We start from the raw sequence: 18,653 nt of genomic DNA, 5'->3' as shown, positions 1-18,653 counted from the left end.
AAGCTTAGGATCAATTATAAATTGATTAACGTAACTTTAGTTGAAAAATCAAACATTCAGCGCCACAGCAAAAATGAAATTTTGCCGCTAACTGATAGCCACTATTGACTTTATCAATTTGGCTGATGATTTCACACGGTTCGGATTCAATATCTCGCGCCGCTTGCGTTAAAAGCTGTAATTTTTCTTGCGCTAACGCTTGTGTTGCAAACACGTTCTCATATTCAGCAACACAATCATCATTGTCAATGATTGTGCCAATATCAGTACAACAACACGCTGCGGTTTCATTGCTTTTACATTTATTTAAATTTGACATACATCACCTCATAACATTCTTGACTAAAGATATGCTTAGAATTAATCATTGTTCTAGTATAACTTAATCACCGGTTGATTACTATTTTAGTGGCAATTTTATTTCAATGCCCAGAGCGCCTCAGCTTAAGATTGCTGAGGATTTTCGTTAATCTCTTCTTCTGGTAACTGGCCGGTAATACTCATGTGCGATTGCTCAATAAGCTGCTTTAAGGTATCACAGTCATTCTCATACTCATTAGCCACAATCGGTACATACTCAATCAACGTTGACGTTGGATCGAGATCGAACATTTCCGTATCTGAGGTAAATTTACGTTTAATAAATGTATAAAGTACTAACAACGGTTTTTGCACAAAATAGATATCAACATTACGTAATGTACGCTCCACAATAACGTACAAGCTATCGCCCCGTTTCTCTTTTAATGAAGAGTACCTGGAAGATAAGCAGACTAAATTTTGCTGTTCCATTTTAGTCGCAATTAATTGGATATATTGCTCAGCATGCATATCGACTTTGAAACCGAGATTAATATTGATTCTAAAAACCTTATAAGGCACCAAAATTTCGATTTCATAATCAAACTGATAAGGTTCATCCATTCGGTTAATACCGACGAACCAGTAAGTATCAGCCCGCTTTGGTTTTTTCTCAAACAACGAAAAGCTGATTTTACTCTCGATCGAATGCGGGCTTTGTGCTCGGGTTAAGTAAAACAGATGCGTTGCCACTTTCTCAATGGTTTTATCATGGCTTACCGCCACAATCTTGGCTAAATAATCTTTATCGAGCCTATCGAAGGTATTATATTCGCGTTTTATCCGTCGACCGCAATACCACGCATACATCATAACGAAGATCAATCCAGCAATCAAAATGGAAGCATAACCACCGTGGAAGAACTTCTGTGCATTAGCAACAAAAAAACCGCTCTCAATTAACAAAAAGAAAAATGTTAATGGCACGCTATACCATAGCGGCTTATTATTTTTCATAAAATAGAAAAATAATAAAATCGTTGTCATGAGCATGCTCAGCGTAATTGCCAGACCATAGGCCGCTTCGAGGTTGACTGATGAACCAAATCCTATCACCATCAATGCACATAACACAAACAGCGTATAGTTAATTGACGGGATATACATTTGTCCTTTAATCAAGGTCGGATATCGAATATGTACATTTGGCCAGAGTTCCAGTGAGATCGCTTCACTAATAATCGTAAATGCACCACTAATTAGTGCCTGGCAAGCAATAAACGCAGCGACGGTCGACATAATGATACCGATTAATCTAAACCACTCAGGCATCATCATATAAAACGGGTTAATCGTTGGATCAACCAGTTCTGGATTATGAATAATCCATGCCGCTTGCCCTAAATAGTTCACGATGAGGCACACTTTAACAAAGCCCCATGAAATACGGATATTTTTTAGTCCACAGTGACCTAGATCGGAGTAAAGTGCTTCTGCACCGGTTGTACACATAAAAATCGCACCAAGAATCACCAGCGCATCAGGTGCTTTAATGATAAATTCGATGGCATACATTGGATTAAAGGCCGCAAGCACATCTAAGTTCGGTAATAACCGATTTAAACCTAAAATCGCTAAGGTACTAAACCAAATCGTCATCCCAACCCCAAAATAACGACCAAGCGCAGCAGTGCCCAATGGCTGAATCAGGAATAATACGAAAATAATCAGTAAAGTCACCGGAATAATAGGAATATTTGAGTACAGGGAATTTAATCCCTCAACGGCGGTAATGATAGTAATCGCGGGCGTAATTGCACCATCGGCAAGTAACGCTGCCGCTCCAATAATGGCTACCACAAAAGCCCAGCGATAACGGCGCCTAATCAAGGCATAAAGCGATAAGATTCCCCCCTCGCCTTTGTTATCTGCTTTTAACGTGATAATGACATATTTAAGAGTTGTTTGAAGTGTCAATGTCCAGATAATACAAGATACCGCCCCCAAAATATATTCGGCATTTGACCATTGGTTGTCAGGCAATCCATAAATAATGGCTTTTAAAACATAAAGTGGTGATGTACCAATATCACCATAAACAATGCCAATAGCACTGATAATACCCAGCATTCCAACCGGAATTCTATGATTTGAATTATTCATAATATTTTACATTAGTTGAGTTAGATCGTTATTTAATCGTTAATAAGAGAATTATGCTGCACAACATGAGAGTTGAAAATATCGATATGATTTAGAGGACATCATTCTATTTACTGTATTCATTTTATAGAATCATTTAATCAAAATTAGAAATTGCTATCATACTGCTAAATTTAATATTGTACAGCGTTATTTATGCGATTTTTGGTGGATCTTGTTTATTGTAATCTTGCCAAAAAATCGTAATTATGAATTAACTCAAAGCATTAAACTCATCTTGTTAAGCTTAAAAATAATAGAAAACACCCTATCAATAGTCGCCGTCAGTAGCGAACTAACCGGGCTACTGACGGGAAAGCGCAACGTTTAAAGATTAAAATTCAAACTGATAAATTAAATCGACCGTTTGATCTAAACCGGAAATGACTTCTAAATAGAGGCGAGGTAATAACCGATAACGCAGTGTAAATGTCGCTAGCGAATCAAAAATGCCCACCCCATATTTTAACTGGAGATGTGGCAGAATATAACCACTCACCACGACTTTTTGACTATCACCTACGCCTTGGGTATCAAGCGTTAGATTTTTGATTCCAAATGTCGAACCAATACTTCCGATCAGTTGACCACTTTGTGCCGTACCTAACCCAATAAGAAGAGCAGTCATCATATCATTTTCGCTTTGATCGCCGCCATCAAGCCCTTGTCCACGTAATAGATAAGATAAAGCCTCTTGCTGTGACATGGCGGGTTCTGAAAATATTTCTGTTTTAGGTTCATCCGCTAAACCTGTTACACGAATACCTGCAACAACATTATTCTCAATCGATTCAGGATTTCGAATTGCTTCAATATTTAATCGAGGTTGATCAACTGGTCCGGCAAAGAAGATTTCGCCCTTACGTACAATAAGATCTTGACCATACGCTTTAAACTGACCTTGAGGAATATTGATTTGCCCATTAACAGATAAACCTTTAGATGTCTGAGAGACATAGACACCGCCACTTAAGCGCGCAATCAAACCAAAGGCATCAATACTGACTTTATCCCCTAATGAGACAAAAACACGGCTATTAATTTTCATGCCCAAATCTTGCGGTTCAATCTCTTCCAAGTTAGAGTTGAGCATCACTTCATCCGATGACACATCAATGGTTGATGGTGGTAATGATTCAACTTTAATACTGGCCTGTGGAATACTAATTTTACCGGTCAAGTTTAATTCATCTTGATTGGCTTGTAAGCGAATATCGGGTACAACCGTCATTGTAACCATTGGCGGAATGGTAACTTCAATTGCGGCACCATTAACCGATACATTAGCACTCCAATTATCGATAGTCGTCCAATCCGCCCGCCCAACAATATCAACAATTCCAGCTTTAGTTTGTAACTTGCCATTCAAGGTCGATGATTTACCATTGAAATCAATATCAATCATAATTGATTGAATATCGGCAGGTAATTGGGTCGTTTTGATATCACTATGTTCAAGATCAATATTGCCGGTTATATAGGGATCTAACAGTGTACCTGAGAATTTAACTTTACCATTAATAATGCCATCGGCATGTTCACTGTTATCGAGTAACGGATTAATAATTGATAAAGATAATTCATCGATTACCACTTGACCACTGAGTGTCTTTTTACCAACAGGATCGGCAACATTGACATAACCATTAAAACGGCCGAACTCTTTAATGCTAAAATTCCAATCTAACTTCGCTTGAGTGTCATTAATATTGGCATTAATAGCAAACAAATCAAAGGGAATTGCTAAGGTTTGCGATGCAATTTGCTGACTAATATAGACATCTTTACTTTCTATATTTGCTACGATAGTTGGTATTTTTTGCTCAGGACTCCATTTTATGCTCGCCTTACCATGAACGGTACCCGATAAACGCGTTTCACCTTGATTAATCACTTCAAACAAAGTCAGATCGATATTCGATAAAACAAGCGAGGCTTGGCCCTTATCAGCAATAATCAGATTTTTATCTAAGCAGATTTGCGATTGTTTATTAACCCAACAATGTGAAGAAATACTGCCTTGTTGCGTTGTTAAATTATATTGTAACTTAACTGGTTGGTTGATTTTCCAACTATTTTTAGGATTAAAAGCGATAATCGCCTCAGATAAAGCACCTTGCCACTGTGTGCGCTCTTTATTGACATGACCCTCTAAATTAATCGAGGTTGAGATTGGCTTACCTTGTGTTCGCACTGTTAAAATGTGATTAAGCTCATTACCAGAAACTTCAATCTCAGCATTATCAACTACCAAGCTTGATGTTGCTAGGTGCTTCGCCGTCAATTGCAGCTTGCCACTTAATAAATTGCTATATTTAGCATCAAGATTTAACTGTGCTTGTTCTAACACAATATCTTGCCAAGAGAAATCATCAATCACTAAATGGCTTTTGATAATCGGTTCATTGATCGAGCCTTTCACTGTTAACTTACCGGAAATATTACCGACCAGACCATGTTCAATAACACTGAGATCGGGCAAGCGTAGATCAGCCAGCAAATTATCCTGACGACTTGAACCATTAATGTCAATAGTGTTGCCGCCCCATTTCACATTGAATTTATTGGCGGTAACAAATTGATTTGAGCTAAAACCAACATTACCACTGACTTGCAATGGCGCTTGGTTAAGTGAACCGGTGATGTGCGCAGCATCAATATTCATGGTCCAAGCACTTGGGTCAAAAGAACCATGCGTTTTTAATTGACCATCCAATTTAATTGGATAATTTGGAATTTCTTTAGTCAGATCAATTTTTTTGAAATAGGCAACCGCATCCCATTTTAATGTGCTGAGCCAATCAACATTACCGGATAAATCAAATTCACCTTGTGGTAATTTTACCGATAGCGAATTGATATTGAGTGCTTCATTTGTGCCGACGGTTTGCATATCAAATAAGATTGTCGGCAACGATTGACCATAAAAATCACCTTTCGCATTAAGATGATAATTCGTCACCGCGCCCGATAAATCAACATTAAAGTTTTTTAATTGATATTCTGGCTGACCAAATATTGGCCACTGAATCATACTGCCTCTGGCTTGTACCGTTGCGGGCATATATTTTTCAGAAAAATCGATTTTAGCATCAATGTTCGCTTGATTGAGCCCTTTGATTTGCGTTTGCATTGTCAGCTCACCCAATAATCGACCATCAATCACACTTGTTATCTCGGTTGAGGCCTGATCACGTTGCGCCTGCGTTTTCAGCGAAATATTCGCTGATACTGGCCAGGCATCACCTAAAATAATTTTGCCTTTAACCGCGATATCACCATCACCATAAGGCGTTTTTGCGGATGTTTTCAATAACTTGGCATTAATCACATTATTTTCGGTCGTTGCTTGAATAGTCAGAGCATTAAATTGATAATCCGAACCCCCAATATGTAATAACCAATCATCGCCAGATAAGTTATTGACGTAAACATCTAAAGGAATATTTACCGTGGGTAAAGACGAGAGTAAAGGTTGATTAAAAATGGCATTGATCGTATCACTGATCGATTGATTGCTAGAGTCGGCGTTATTAACCGGCATCGTCACCGCCGCATTTGTTGGCGTATCAGGGAATAGCGCTTTAACGCCATCGGCATTAGCCGGAAAAACATATACTTTCTCATTTATCCAAGTCGCACTACCTGTAAACTGCGTTAAGCCAAACTGCATATCATCGACATTAACAACCACATTGCTTAAATTTGCCTTACGCAACTCCAGTGGCAGCGGCATATTGATCACAGAGCGCTCAGTTGATACTGGTTCAGTGGTTTGATTTTCATCAGTTGTAAATGCATCAGTGTGCACATTGACTAGCACATCATCCACGTCCAGATCTTTAATACAAATCTTACCTTCAATAAGGCATAAACCCGATAATGATAAAGCCGCTTTACCAACCTTAACGTCCACGCCTTCAATATTCATTGAAAAACCTTCTATTTTAAGGTCATTCAATGCACCACTAACATGCTGAATTTGAATTTCAGGCATCACTTTTTCAATGATACTACTAATGATCTTAATCCCTAAACTGGTATAGATTAAAATCAGTAAAAAGCAAATTAGAAAAATAAATGAACAAAGTACAACCAGACTGCGTTTTTTCCATTTACGAATCCGTTTAATGCGCTTAACTTTCTTTATTCTGTGTGGACTTTTCATCAATTATAACTCCGCACCTAAACCAATATAAAAGTGTGGCGATTTTTTGCCTTTGTCAACCGGCATGGCAACATCAAATTTAATTGGACCTATCGGTGAGACCCACCTAATACCAACACCTGCCCCTGTGTAAAAATCCGTTTTATCAAACTTATCGATTGCCTCGCCCGTATCAACAAATGTTGCTCCCCACCAAGCACCGGTAAAATTATATTGATACTCAAAAGATCCCGTAACCAATTTTGATGCCCCTTTTAACTTGCCTGCTTTATCCTCAGGTGAAATAGATTGATAGCCAAAGCCACGAATACTTCTATCCCCTCCAGCAAAGAATCGAAAAGATGGCGGAACACGATCAAAATCACTCGCTTGGATAATGCCTAAATTTCCTCTAACTACAAAGCGATGAGATTCTTCAATGGTGCGAATCCATACTTGTTGGAATTGGAAACGGACAAAATTAATGTCAGAAGCGAGGCTTTCTGCCGCAACTTCTAACGAGTAGCGTTTCGAGTCTCCCCACAATGGAAATAATTTACCGTCAGTTCTGGCACGAGAAAAACTGAAAGAAGGATACAATAAGAATGTTTCGTAACTATCGCTAGCTTGGGTAAAGTTATCATACATCACATTCAAGCCGATTGCTTTTTGCCAGCCTTCAAAGCTGTCCCAATTTCGTAGTACCCCAAAGGTATAAGAGTTAGAGTTGGTGTCATTATTATCAATTTTTTTATAGCCACCTTGAATCGTATAGTAATCTTCTAACGGCGATTCATACAGCGGAATTTTATACACGCCTGTGATAGTTTTTTCGGGAGAAGATAATGCTAAGTCAGTTTGAAAACTGTGGCCACGATCGTTTAACCAAGGTTTATTCCAACTAATAGTTCCTCTAACCCCACTATCACTTGAGTACCCAATCCCGGTATCAACAACATTTTTCTTTCTTGGTGCCGTCATCACATATATAGGCAAATCTTTTTCTGCATTCACTTTCTTAAACAAAGGTATGACTGCAACAGAACTAAACCAATTGGTTGAAGATAAACGGCGGCTCAGTAGCGACAATTGTTCTGAGCTATACGGCTCGCCTTCTTTGAACGGGATGATATTTCGCAAATAAGATTGGCGAATCGAGGACTCATTGAATGTGACCGCACCAAATTTATAACGTTGCCCGGTATTAAAATCAATTTTCCAAAAGGCTTGATGCAGTGAATCACTCACCGCCAGCTGATTTTTTGTCATATCGGCTTCAAAGTAACCTTTACGTAACGCAATACTTTGTAATTTTTTCTTAAAACTATCGTACTCACCGTGGTTTAATACCGTGCCTTTTTTGGGTAAATCTTGTTTGAGCAGATTAATATAGTCAGGATCTTTAGCACCCTGACCCGTAATATCTACCTCGGTTTGCTCGATTAAAACAGGCTGACCTGGGTCAACTTTGACCACAAGCAATTTTTTACCATCTGGCATGCTATAACTAAAAGTGGGATCATAATAGCCAAGAGCTCGTAGCCCTTTTTTAATTTCCTTTTCTAAGTAACGCTTAAAGTAGGGCGTATCATCAACTTGCTCACTTTTGATCATGGATAACCGCGCATCAACATTATCTTCTAACGCGCCCGATAAGCCTTCAACGGACAAATCCATCTGTGCCGAAACGACACGGGCAAACATTAATGATGCTATGATAAAAAGAATAAATCTGCGCACATTTACTCCATAAGAACAAAGACTAAACAATTTAGTCTTTGAATTATTGGTTACTAATTGATGATGTATTTGACCTAAGTCGAACGAAAAAAGTTCACTCTTTATTCAATTATTCTTGTATTACCACATGACCGATATAGGGAAGATGACGATAATGTTGTGCATAATCAATGCCATAGCCAACAACAAATTCATCAGGAATAGAGAAACCGATGTATTTTACTGGAACCGGCACTTCTCTGCGTGACGGCTTATCAAGTAACGTACAAATTTGTAATGACCTTGGGCCACGTAACTCAAGTAACTCTTTCACTTTACTCAAGGTATTACCGGTATCAATAATATCTTCAACAATGAGCACATCTTTACCTCGAATATCTTCATCAAGGTCTTTTAAAATTTTCACATCACGGTTACTGCTCATCGCACTACCATAACTTGAAGCTGTCATAAAATCGACTTCATGACCAACCGTGATAGAACGACTTAAATCGGCCATAAAAATAAATGAACCACGCAACAGTCCAACTAAGACTAACTCATTATGACTATTTGCATAATCCTCACTAATTTGTTTGCCAAGTGCTTGAACTCTATTTTGAATATCTTGCTCGGATATCATGATATCCACAGTATGTTTTTTCATCGATTAATCAACTCATTATATAAATAGTACAAATTCTAACAATATTTAGTCTTAAATCATAGTACAGTTATCTTTTCTATTCAAATAATAGACATTAATAACAGTAAGGTGCAAAATTTATCAAATATTTTACAAAGGGTACACCTTGCTTGGATTTGAGTATATACTGTGTGCGATGTTAAGTCTGGAGAGAGAATATGGCTAAAGCGCAAGAGAAATCACAATCCTTTGAGCAAACACTAAAAGAGCTTGAAAATATTGTCAGTAAACTAGAGGTTGGTAACCTGCCTTTGGATGATGCACTCACTGAATTTGAAAAAGGTGTTAAACTGGCTAAACAAGGTCAAACTCAGTTACAAAAAGCAGAACAACGCATCCAAATATTATTGAGTGAAAGTAGTGATGCCCAATTGCAAAACTTTAACGCTGAGAATGAATCGTAATATCATGCTAAATGAATCATTTGATTTTGCATATGAGCACTATACTCAGCGCATAAATACGGTTTTAGTCGATGAACTGGCCAAAATTGCCCCTTCTCTCTTAAAACAAGCGATGGAGTACAGTTTACTTGCAGAAGGTAAACGCATTCGCCCACTTTTAGTATATGCAACAGGGCAGATGTTTGCTTGTGAACTTGAAAAATTGGATGCACCGGCAGCTGCACTAGAAGCAATTCATACTTATTCATTGATTCATGATGATTTGCCCGCAATGGATAATGACGAGTTAAGACGCGGTTTACCCACATGCCATATTAAATTTGATGAAGCCACGGCAATTTTAGCGGGTGATGCCTTACAGACCTATGCTTTCTCACTATTGGCTAATGCACCAACGTTATCTGACAGCAATAAAATTGCTATGATTAAAGAGCTCGCCAAAGCAAGTGGCGTACAAGGCATGTGTTTAGGGCAATTGTTAGATTTGCAGGCGGAACGTAAAATTGTTTCTCTTGAGCAATTAAATCATATTCATATCAATAAAACTGGCGCACTTATTCACGCTGCTGTTTACTTAGGTATGCTCGCTGCGGGTAAAACAGCAATGCTGTATGAGCAAGACTTAAGAGAATATGCATACAGTATCGGTCTGGCTTTTCAAATTCAAGATGATATTCTTGATGTCATTGGCAATAAAGATATCATGGGCAAAAACCAAGGTGCAGATCAGCAACTGGCCAAAAACACCTATACTTCATTAATCGGACTGGAACAATCAATACAGACCAGTCAAAATCTATATAAACAAGCTATCGAAGCATTAGATAGAATACCGTACAATAGTGATGTATTACGCCAACTAGCTGATTTTGTCATTACGCGTAGTAAATAACTTATTTTGAGACAACCCAAGGATATTAAAGAATATCAAAATGAATCTTGATAACTATCCCTTACTAAAACACATTGATTCACCAGCGGATTTAAGGCGATGCACTAAAAACCAGTTGCCACAGATCTGCGAAGAATTAAGATGTTTTTTATTAAACAGTGTAAGCCGCTCGAGCGGCCATTTAGCCTCAGGTTTAGGGGTAATTGAACTCACTGTCGCACTACACTATGTCTACAATACCCCTTTTGATCACCTTATTTGGGATGTGGGCCATCAAGCCTACCCACATAAAATTCTAACCGGTCGCCGTGATAACATGCTAACAATTCGGCAAAAAGATGGATTACACCCTTTTCCATGGCGAGCAGAAAGTGAGTTTGATGTGCTTAGTACGGGTCATTCATCAACCTCAATCAGTGCAGCATTAGGTATTGCCGTTGCAGAGCAACAAAAACACTCGGGTAGCAAAGTCGCCTGTGTGATTGGTGATGGTGCGTTAACTGCTGGAATGGCATTTGAAGCCATGAATCATGCTGGGCATATCAAGCCCGACATGTTGGTAATTATCAACGATAATGATATGTCTATCTCGAAAAATGTTGGTGGGCTAAATCAACATCTCACACAGATTTTATCAAGTCGCACTTATGCAAGCTTTAGAGAAAGCAGTAAAAAAGTGTTATCGGGGATTCCGCCTGTCAAACAATTTTTAAAAAAAACGGAAGAACACCTTAAAAGTTTAATGACGCCGGCTATTTTATTTGAAGAATTAGGCTTTCACTATAGTGGCCCTGTTGATGGTCACGATATCGAAAATTTGGTTCACGTGCTGAGTAAAGTGCGCCAGCAAAAAGGACCACAACTATTACATATCATTACTCAAAAAGGTAAAGGTTATGCGCCAGCGGAACAAAATCCAATTCTTTGGCATGGTGTTCCCAAATTCAATCCCACAGAAGGGATCTTAAGTAAAGCGACGAATAATCACCTGAGTTATTCACAAATATTTGGTCAATGGTTATGTGATACCGCTGAGCACGATAATAAACTGGTTGCGATAACGCCAGCCATGAGCGAAGGCTCGGGTATGACAGACTTTGCTGAGCGCTACCCTCAGCAGTTTTTTGATGTGGCAATTGCTGAGCAACATGCCGTAACTTTTGCCGCGGGACTGGCGATTAGTGGTCAAAAACCGGTTATTGCCATCTACTCGACTTTTTTACAACGAGCGTACGATCAAGTTATTCATGATATTGCTATCCAAAATCTCTCGGTGCTATTTGCTATCGATCGCGCAGGGATTGTCGGGCAAGATGGACCAACACATCAGGGCGCGTTTGATATTAGCTTTTTGCGCTGTATTCCCAATCTTGTCATCATGGCGCCAAGTAATGGCAGTGAGTGTCGTAATATGCTTTATAGCGGCTATCACTACCAAGGCCCCGCCGTTGTCCGTTATCCAAAAGGTGATGTCGATGAATTAGTGCTAAAACCCGTTCAATTACTTGAAATCGGTAAAAGCCAGCAAATTCGCCAAGGTCATGATATTGCTATTTTGAATTTTGGTTCGCTATTACCAGAAGCACTTAAAGCAGCAGAAAAACTTGATGCAACGGTGATTGATATGCGTTTTATTAAGCCCTTAGATGAAACAGCTATTTTAGGTATCACGCAGCAGCATCATACAATAGTCACCCTTGAAGAAAATGCGATTCAAGGCGGAGCGGGTAGCGCGGTTAACGAATTTATTTTGTCGAAAAAATGCAAATGTGATATGTTGAACATTGGATTGCCGGACATGTTTGTTTCACAAGGTACACAAGCAGAAATACGACATGATATCGGTCTAAGTGCAGATAAATTAATTGAAAAAATTACACAATTTATAAATCAATAGGTTATATATGAGTACTCAAGTTGTTAATATTCATGTTTTTGGCAGAACGTTAAAGCTCTCTTGTCCTGTTGATGAAGTCGAAGCGCTTAATTTAGCAGCCAAAGATCTTGATGATCGATTGAATGAACTACGCAGAAAAACACAAATCATGAATAGCGATCAATTAATTATTACTGCTGCGCTGAATATTTCATACGAATTGACAAAAGAAAAACTCAATCACGGTCAAATAGATAATGATCTAAATGAAAGGTTAAAAAATTTACAACAGCAATTAGATAATGCGTTAAAATGCATCGATTAGTGATCTCTATCGTAAAAATTGCATAAATGCATTTGTTTCCTTTCATAAATTTTGTATTATGGTAACTGTCTCTGAGATGTTCGCCAATGGGTTTGTCCCCTGAGCCGATAATCTTTATGATAGAGCATCTATGGTTATTACTCGGTGTGTATGCCTTCTTGTTAAGGAAACCTAAAGAGTAAGCGTAGTGCTCACCTTGAACTTCGGGTTCAAGGGTTACAATCCGTAACGGCATCTTGGAGTCTTTAATGTTATGCAATCACCTTCAGCATTCACTACAGCGCAAATCAGAACACAAGTTCGTAAACTAAGACGTGATTTATCTCCACAACAACGTTTATCAGCTCAGCAATCGATTTATCAACAAATACAACACCATCCTAAAGTCGCTAAGGCTAATCATATCGCAATTTTTCTCTCTTTTGATGGCGAATTAGAGACCAAACCGATTATTGAGTACCTATGGCAACAAAACAAGGCGGTTTACCTGCCGCGCATCCACCCTTTTCATCACCATTCGTTACTATTTATACGCTATCATCCACAAACAAAACTAAACATTAATCAATTTGGTATTGCTGAACCTAAACTCAATGTTAATGAGGTTATTCCTTATCAAAAACTCGATCTTATTTTTACGCCGCTAGTGGCTTTTGATCAGCGAAATTATCGTATCGGTATGGGCGGTGGTTATTATGATCGTCTTTTAGCTAATCAGAACTTAACGCGCACTTACCCAATTGGTCTGGCTTTCGCTTGCCAAAAACTTGATCATCTCCCTAACCAGCCTTGGGATATCCAATTACCCGAAATTATTACAGCGTAAAACTAAGATTAAGTTGCGATATACTGCTGAAACCGCTATAATCGCCCAGCCTTTTAGGGCAATAACTTTTTGTCAATTGCTGGGTCGCCTGTAATTGATTTTTATTCTTAAGAAGAGAGATATTATGTTTACATTAAAAGCAGAAGCAAGAAAAGAGCAGGGAAAGAGTGCGAGCCGCCGCCTGCGTCATGCGGGTAAATTCCCAGCGATCATCTATGGTGGTTCACAAGAACCTATCTCTGTTGTACTTGACCATAACCAAGTTTTTAACATGCAAGAAAAAGCAGAATTTTATTCTGAAGTGTTAACAATTGCGGTTGATGGTAAAGAAGTGAAAGTTAAAGTTCAAGCTGTTCAGCGCCATGCTTTCAAACCAAAATTATTACACATGGACTTTGTAAGAGCGTAATAACCCGTCTTTGATTTTATTCAATGATATGATTAAATGTACCGACAAATAAGCAATAGTAATGCGATTTTGAGGTACATTTTTTATATCTGTTTATATAAGTAACTCTTTCCCCCCTAAATCGATAACAGCACATCAAGTATCCCAATTGACACTGATTAGTACACCGCCGTAATTACTTCACCAATTTCATCAAGCTATTGCATAAATAAAAAGAAATAACTGGATCTTTCATCGCAAACAACGATAATAATTAATAAATTTTAATTAATCATCGTACTTAACATATTCGGACATAGCCTAAGCTTGATGGTTGAAATAACCAACTCGCTATGATAGTTTGATTACTCATACTACTGAGTAATCAATATCCCTGATATCTGCCATAGTCACGAAGATAATCGTAATTTCATTTTAATTGTTGACAAATGTAGGAGATTTTTTTATGTCCCGTGATAACTTGGATATTCCAGCATGTGACTTAGTTATTTTTGGTGCCAAAGGGGATTTGACCAGACGAAAATTACTGCCGTCTTTATATCAATTGGAAAAATATGGTCATTTACCTGAAAAAACCAAAATCTTAGGTGTTGGTCGAGCAGATTGGGATCAGAAAGCTTATGCCGAAATCGCCAGAGATGCATTAGTCACCTTCATGAAAGACCCTATTGATGAAGAAATTTGGCAACGTTTTTGTGCAAGATTAGATTTTCATAAATTAGATGTTAACGACATGGCTGCGTTCGAAGGATTAAAGGCGCAATTAGACCAAGATAAACCAGCTATTTTCTATTTTGCAATGCACCCCGGTACATTTGGTACCATCTGCCAAGGTCTTGCTCATGCCGGATTGAATCAAATCGCTAACCGTATTGTGATGGAAAAACCGCTTGGTACCGATTTACAATCATCATGTGATATTAATGATGCTGTTGCCGAATATTTTGATGAATCGCAAGTGTATCGTATCGACCATTATTTAGGAAAAGAAACCGTACTAAACCTATTAGCGCTACGCTTTGCTAACTCAATTTTTTCAGCGCTTTGGGATCGTAATTCAATCGATCATGTGCAAATTACAGTGGCCGAACAAGTTGGTATCGAGGGTCGCTGGAGCTACTTTGATAAAGCCGGTCAAATGCGTGATATGGTACAAAATCATTTGTTGCAGATTTTAACCATGATTGCGATGTCACCACCAGCCAATTTACAAGATGATAGCATCAGACAAGAAAAAATCACCGTATTAAAAGCATTAAGACCTATAACCAAAAGTAATGTCCGCGATGTCACCGTTCGAGGTCAATATACCGCTGGTTTTGTCAATGGCGTGAAAGTCCCAGGCTATCTTGAAGAAGACGGCGCAAATAAATCAAGCAATACTGAAACCTTTATCTCAATACGTGTTGATATTGATAACTGGCGCTGGGCTGGAGTACCATTCTATTTAAGAACCGGTAAACGTTTACCAAGTAAATGCTCTGAAGTCGTTATTTATTTTAAAAATCAACCGCTTAATTTATTTAGCGAATCTTACCCTCAATTACCGCAAAATAAACTCACCATTCGTTTACAGCCCGACGAAGGGGTTGATATCGAAATCCTCAATAAAGTGCCTGGCCTTGAAAGCAATAACAACTTACAGATGACTAAACTGGATTTAAGTTTTAGCGAAACATTTCATCAACATATTGCCGATGCTTACGAACGTTTATTACTTGAAGTGATGCGTGGTCGCCAAGCGCTGTTTGTCCATCGCGATGAAGTTGAAGCCGCTTGGAAATGGGTTGATTCGATCTTAAATGCTTGGGCTGATGATAAAGAGATGCCAAAACCATACCAAGCAGGCACATGGGGACCGGTAGCGTCTGTTGCACTAATTACTAAAGACGGCCGTTCTTGGAATGAATTCGAATAATAAGGTAAAAACATGTTTAAATTAAATGAATATGCTTCAGCAGCACAGCTTACACAAGCGATGACTGACCATATTGTCAGTGCATTAAATAACGGCATAAAAACCCGTGGTTTTGCCTCAATTGCGGTGTCTGGTGGTAAAACACCAATTCCACTATTTAAACAATTAAGTCAACAGCATTTAGATTGGAGTAAAGTTTATATTACGCTAGTCGATGATCGCTGGGTAGATAGCAATGATGATGCTAGTAATGAGAAATTAGTTTTCATGCACTTATTGCAAAATGAAGCTAAACAAGCTCATTTTATTGGCTTAAAAAACAGTGCCACAACGCCGTTTGCTGGCGAGTCAATCACACAGAAAAAATTAGCTGAGATCCCAATGCCACTTGATGTGGTGATTTTAGGAATGGGTGAAGATGGTCATACTGCCTCACTCTTCCCTCATGCTAAAAATTTACCGCTGGGGTTGGACATGCATTCGAGCAAACAGGTAGTTGGTATGACGCCATTAACCGCGCCCCTTGATCGCATAACGTTAACACTACCAGCGATTTTAAATAGTCATAACATCTATTTATTGCTTGTTGGAACAAGTAAAAAAACTGTGTTAGAACAAGCGATACAAGGCAACAATATCACCGATATGCCGATACGCGCTATTTTACAACAAAAGAACGTTGACGTAACTGGCTTTTGGTGTGAATAGTTAATCACAAAGGAAAACACAATGGATGTATTTGACAACCCACAAGATACCGATATCTTAACTGAAATTGCCATTGCTTATTATGAGCACGAGCAAACACAAGAAGAGATTGCCCAACGGTTTGGCATTTCACGCATCAAAGTAGGTCGGCTATTAAAAAAGGCTCGCACCGAAGGAATTGTTGAAATTAGCGTCAAATATCATCCTGTTTTTAGCTCTAAAATAGAACAGCAATTTGTTAATGCTTTTGGCATAAAACGCGCCCTTATTGCCATCGATCATCAAGATGAGGCTGAGCAACGCAGGCAAGTGGCAGCGCTTGTAACTAACTATCTATCCAGCACACTAAAAGATGGAATGACCATTGCTGTGGGACAAGGACGAAATGTCGCCGCCGTAGCAAGTCACATTGGTATTTTTCCTGAAAAACAATGTAAATTTATCTGTGGTATTGGTGGCACACTGCGTGATGGCGAATTGATTGATGCCGATCATATCAGCCGAAATCTTGCACGAAAATTCAATGCAACGAGTGAAACTCTTTATGCACCCGCTTATGTAGAAAATAGCGAACTAAAAAAAGCGTTTTTACAAAACCGGGTGATTAAAGAAACCCTTGAACGCGCAAGTAAAGCAGATATTGCTTTAGTTGGACTCGGTGATATGAGTAAAAATAGCTACATGGTTCAATTGGGTTGGTTTACACCGCAAGAAATCAAAAATGCCAATCAACACCAAGGTGTGATTGGTGAAATCGCTGGCTATAGCTTTTTTAATATCCAAGGTCAGCTGGTAGATACCGTCATGAATGATCGTGTTATTGGGCTTAATATTGATGAACTAAAAAATATTCCCTGTGTGATTGCCATCGCCGCTGAAAATACCAAAGCAACGGCAATACTCGGTGCTTTAAGATCAGGAGTAATTGATATTATTGCGACCAGTGCTTCAAATGCTCAAAAAATACTTCGCTTACATTTAAATAATCGCTCATAATTGTTGCTTAAATTATCGATAGTAGTGGCTCTTTGCTCGAAAAGATAAAACTGTGTACTTGATCACTTGCTTATTTCCATTTATATTACATAATAACAAATGTTACATTATTGAACTTTTGAGCATATTAATCGAATATAATATGATGTTATTCACCGAATAACTCTACTATAATAGTCAAATTTAACACACTTTTCATACACGCTTTCTTTATAAGGATATTCATATGAGTCAATTAGATGAGTTTAAAAAATATACTGTCGTTGTAGCCGATACGGGCGATATCGATTCAATAAAGCAATTCTCTCCTGAAGATGCGACAACTAACCCATCACTTGTGTTAAAAGCGGCGCAATTACCACAATATCAATATTTAATTGATTCAGCTATTGAAGCAACAAAAAAACTAGGTGGCACAAAAGAAGAACAACTCATTAATGCCAGTGATTTAGTTGCAGTGAATATCGGCGCTGAAATTTTAAAATCTGTACCAGGCCGCATCTCAACAGAAGTCGATGCGCGGCTCTCATTTGATGAACAAAAATGTATTGAAAAAGCACGTAAAATTATCAAACTTTATCACGAAAAAGGTATTGATAAGTCACGGATTTTAATCAAATTAGCGTCAACATGGGAAGGAATACGCGCAGCAGAAAAATTAGAGAAAGAAGGAATTAATTGTAACTTAACCTTACTTTTCTCTTTTGCTCAGGCTAGAGCATGTGCTGAAGCTGGTGCTTACTTGATTTCACCGTTTGTTGGACGAATCTATGATTGGTATCAAGCTAAGCAACCAATACAACCTTACGTTGCTGATGAAGATCCTGGCGTTGTGTCGGTTCGTACCATTTATAACTATTATAAACAACATGGATATAAAACCATTGTTATGGGTGCAAGCTTTCGTAAAGTAGACCAAATCCTCGCATTAGCAGGCTGTGATCGCTTAACTATTGCCCCGAATTTACTGACTGAAATGAAAAACTCAACTGCGCCGGTCGTTAGAAAACTTGATCCTAATCAATCCGTGAAAGAACGCCCAGCGCCAATGACTGAAGCCGAGTTCAGATGGCAACATAATTCAGATGCAATGGCGATAGAGAAATTATCTGAAGGTATTCGCGCATTTGCAGTCGACCAAGGTAAACTTGAAGATATGCTTATTAAGTTACTTTAATTAACTGAACTTTGATTAGCGATTCATCCCAAACCATCAATCGCTTTA

At 38.4% G+C, this 18,653-nt stretch carries 15 protein-coding genes and 1 other RNA gene; 11 read left to right on the top strand and 5 right to left on the bottom strand.

What is annotated here, in order from left to right; genetic code table 11:
* Window positions 1-25: 25 nt before the first annotated feature.
* The 5 genes from DES39_RS08500 to hpt all read right to left on the bottom strand — a co-directional run bounded on the left by DES39_RS08500 (window position 26) and on the right by hpt (window position 9,035).
* A complete protein-coding gene (locus DES39_RS08500) occupies window positions 26-319 on the bottom strand; it encodes a YfcZ/YiiS family protein (RefSeq protein WP_121145355.1) in 294 nt (97 codons plus the stop codon).
* 125 nt (window positions 320-444) lie between these two features.
* Complete coding sequence (locus DES39_RS08495) at window positions 445-2,463, bottom strand: KUP/HAK/KT family potassium transporter (protein ID WP_121145354.1); 2,019 nt, start codon at window positions 2,461-2,463, stop codon at window positions 445-447.
* Between the two features lie 373 nt (window positions 2,464-2,836).
* Window positions 2,837-6,670 (bottom strand): autotransporter assembly complex protein TamB, encoded by a 3,834-nt coding sequence (tamB, locus tag DES39_RS08490; RefSeq protein ID WP_121145353.1) that lies wholly within the window; start codon window positions 6,668-6,670, stop codon window positions 2,837-2,839.
* A gap of 3 nt (window positions 6,671-6,673) precedes the next feature.
* Entirely contained in the window at window positions 6,674-8,353 is a 1,680-nt protein-coding gene (tamA, locus tag DES39_RS08485; protein WP_121145447.1) for an autotransporter assembly complex protein TamA, read from the bottom strand.
* Window positions 8,354-8,498: 145 nt separating this feature from the next.
* Complete coding sequence (gene hpt / locus DES39_RS08480; RefSeq protein ID WP_121145352.1) at window positions 8,499-9,035, bottom strand: hypoxanthine phosphoribosyltransferase; 537 nt, start codon at window positions 9,033-9,035, stop codon at window positions 8,499-8,501.
* Between the two features lie 197 nt (window positions 9,036-9,232).
* Between hpt and xseB the strand changes: the two genes are divergently transcribed.
* The 11 genes from xseB (at window position 9,233) to tal (ending at window position 18,605) form a co-directional block, all read left to right on the top strand.
* Window positions 9,233-9,478, top strand: coding sequence for an exodeoxyribonuclease VII small subunit (gene xseB / locus DES39_RS08475; protein ID WP_121145351.1), 246 nt, complete (start codon window positions 9,233-9,235; stop codon window positions 9,476-9,478).
* Window positions 9,468-10,370 (top strand): (2E,6E)-farnesyl diphosphate synthase, encoded by a 903-nt coding sequence (gene ispA / locus DES39_RS08470; RefSeq protein WP_211324667.1) that lies wholly within the window; start codon window positions 9,468-9,470, stop codon window positions 10,368-10,370. The genes xseB and ispA overlap by 11 nt, the downstream gene beginning before the upstream one ends.
* A gap of 40 nt (window positions 10,371-10,410) precedes the next feature.
* Window positions 10,411-12,267 (top strand): 1-deoxy-D-xylulose-5-phosphate synthase, encoded by a 1,857-nt coding sequence (dxs, locus tag DES39_RS08465; protein ID WP_121145350.1) that lies wholly within the window; start codon window positions 10,411-10,413, stop codon window positions 12,265-12,267.
* A 7-nt stretch (window positions 12,268-12,274) separates the two neighbouring features.
* Complete coding sequence (zapA, locus tag DES39_RS08460; protein WP_121145349.1) at window positions 12,275-12,571, top strand: cell division protein ZapA; 297 nt, start codon at window positions 12,275-12,277, stop codon at window positions 12,569-12,571.
* Between the two features lie 65 nt (window positions 12,572-12,636).
* Window positions 12,637-12,818, top strand: a non-coding RNA gene (gene ssrS / locus DES39_RS08455) — 6S RNA.
* Window positions 12,819-12,824: 6 nt separating this feature from the next.
* Window positions 12,825-13,397: a 5-formyltetrahydrofolate cyclo-ligase gene (locus DES39_RS08450; RefSeq protein WP_121145348.1), complete on the top strand. Its 573-nt coding sequence runs from the start codon at window positions 12,825-12,827 to the stop codon at window positions 13,395-13,397.
* 124 nt (window positions 13,398-13,521) lie between these two features.
* A complete protein-coding gene (gene rplY / locus DES39_RS08445; RefSeq protein WP_121145347.1) occupies window positions 13,522-13,806 on the top strand; it encodes a 50S ribosomal protein L25 in 285 nt (94 codons plus the stop codon).
* A gap of 445 nt (window positions 13,807-14,251) precedes the next feature.
* Window positions 14,252-15,724 carry a glucose-6-phosphate dehydrogenase gene (gene zwf / locus DES39_RS08440; protein ID WP_121145346.1) on the top strand — a complete coding sequence of 491 codons (1,473 nt, stop codon included), beginning with the start codon at window positions 14,252-14,254 and terminating at the stop codon, window positions 15,722-15,724.
* A 12-nt stretch (window positions 15,725-15,736) separates the two neighbouring features.
* Entirely contained in the window at window positions 15,737-16,432 is a 696-nt protein-coding gene (gene pgl / locus DES39_RS08435) for a 6-phosphogluconolactonase (protein ID WP_121145345.1), read from the top strand.
* A gap of 21 nt (window positions 16,433-16,453) precedes the next feature.
* Complete coding sequence (locus DES39_RS08430) at window positions 16,454-17,428, top strand: sugar-binding transcriptional regulator (protein WP_121145344.1); 975 nt, start codon at window positions 16,454-16,456, stop codon at window positions 17,426-17,428.
* A gap of 226 nt (window positions 17,429-17,654) precedes the next feature.
* Window positions 17,655-18,605 (top strand): transaldolase, encoded by a 951-nt coding sequence (gene tal, locus DES39_RS08425; protein WP_121145343.1) that lies wholly within the window; start codon window positions 17,655-17,657, stop codon window positions 18,603-18,605.
* Window positions 18,606-18,653: the final 48 nt, after the last annotated feature.

It is taken from the genome of Orbus hercynius (genome assembly GCF_003634275.1).
In the GTDB taxonomy this organism is placed as follows: domain Bacteria; phylum Pseudomonadota; class Gammaproteobacteria; order Enterobacterales; family Orbaceae; genus Orbus; species Orbus hercynius.
The sequence above is the reverse complement of the archived record's forward strand: the minus strand, read 5'-3'. Positions and strand labels throughout refer to the sequence as shown.

Coding starts and splice junctions, on each gene's coding strand:
- DES39_RS08450 (WP_121145348.1), top strand. CDS start 12,825: ATGCAATCACCTTCAGCATTCACTACAGCGCAAATCAGAACACAAGTT.
- dxs (WP_121145350.1), top strand. CDS start 10,411: ATGAATCTTGATAACTATCCCTTACTAAAACACATTGATTCACCAGCG.
- DES39_RS08500 (WP_121145355.1), bottom strand. CDS start 319: ATGTCAAATTTAAATAAATGTAAAAGCAATGAAACCGCAGCGTGTTGT.
- ispA (WP_211324667.1), top strand. CDS start 9,468: ATGAATCGTAATATCATGCTAAATGAATCATTTGATTTTGCATATGAG.
- hpt (WP_121145352.1), bottom strand. CDS start 9,035: ATGAAAAAACATACTGTGGATATCATGATATCCGAGCAAGATATTCAA.
- DES39_RS08495 (WP_121145354.1), bottom strand. CDS start 2,463: ATGAATAATTCAAATCATAGAATTCCGGTTGGAATGCTGGGTATTATC.
- zwf (WP_121145346.1), top strand. CDS start 14,252: ATGTCCCGTGATAACTTGGATATTCCAGCATGTGACTTAGTTATTTTT.
- rplY (WP_121145347.1), top strand. CDS start 13,522: ATGTTTACATTAAAAGCAGAAGCAAGAAAAGAGCAGGGAAAGAGTGCG.
- pgl (WP_121145345.1), top strand. CDS start 15,737: ATGTTTAAATTAAATGAATATGCTTCAGCAGCACAGCTTACACAAGCG.
- tamA (WP_121145447.1), bottom strand. CDS start 8,353: ATGTTTGCCCGTGTCGTTTCGGCACAGATGGATTTGTCCGTTGAAGGC.
- tal (WP_121145343.1), top strand. CDS start 17,655: ATGAGTCAATTAGATGAGTTTAAAAAATATACTGTCGTTGTAGCCGAT.
- xseB (WP_121145351.1), top strand. CDS start 9,233: ATGGCTAAAGCGCAAGAGAAATCACAATCCTTTGAGCAAACACTAAAA.
- tamB (WP_121145353.1), bottom strand. CDS start 6,670: ATGAAAAGTCCACACAGAATAAAGAAAGTTAAGCGCATTAAACGGATT.
- DES39_RS08430 (WP_121145344.1), top strand. CDS start 16,454: ATGGATGTATTTGACAACCCACAAGATACCGATATCTTAACTGAAATT.
- zapA (WP_121145349.1), top strand. CDS start 12,275: ATGAGTACTCAAGTTGTTAATATTCATGTTTTTGGCAGAACGTTAAAG.